The organism is Shewanella sp. Sh95 (assembly GCF_001308045.1).
Classification (GTDB): Bacteria; Pseudomonadota; Gammaproteobacteria; order Enterobacterales; family Shewanellaceae; genus Shewanella; species Shewanella xiamenensis.
This window is the reverse complement of sequence record NZ_LGYY01000016.1, coordinates 1-319: the sequence shown is the minus strand read 5'-3', so window position 1 is coordinate 319 and position 319 is coordinate 1. Positions and strand designations below refer to the sequence as shown.

Annotated in this window: 1 protein-coding gene; it reads right to left on the bottom strand. The window is 60.5% G+C overall.

Translation table 11 applies throughout. The features are described from left to right. Positions 1-319: hypothetical protein (locus tag AEA42_RS00765; RefSeq protein WP_156312283.1), on the bottom strand; the 319-nt coding region annotated here is incomplete at both ends.

Here is a 319-nt window from a genome sequence, read left to right as displayed (position 1 = left end):
GGCCGGTGGTGGCGTTGTAGCTGTAGCCTGTCGCCGGAGTGCCGTCAGCAAACTGCAGCGCCCCATTCACCAGCTTCAGTTCCACATCGGTGGTCGCGGTGCCATTGACGATAGTCAGGTTCACGTGGCCGCCGGCACTGAAGTCCGCAGCATTGATGCTCACGGTTAACTGTACACCTGCGCCATTGCCGCTGATTTCGGCTTGCGTCAGCAGGCCATCACCTGGGTTACCGTCATCGACGATCAATACGGTCGGGGCATTCGGGGCGGTTTCATCCGCCACGGTTGCAGTGTCAGAGCCTGGGCCTGAGGTGTTGTT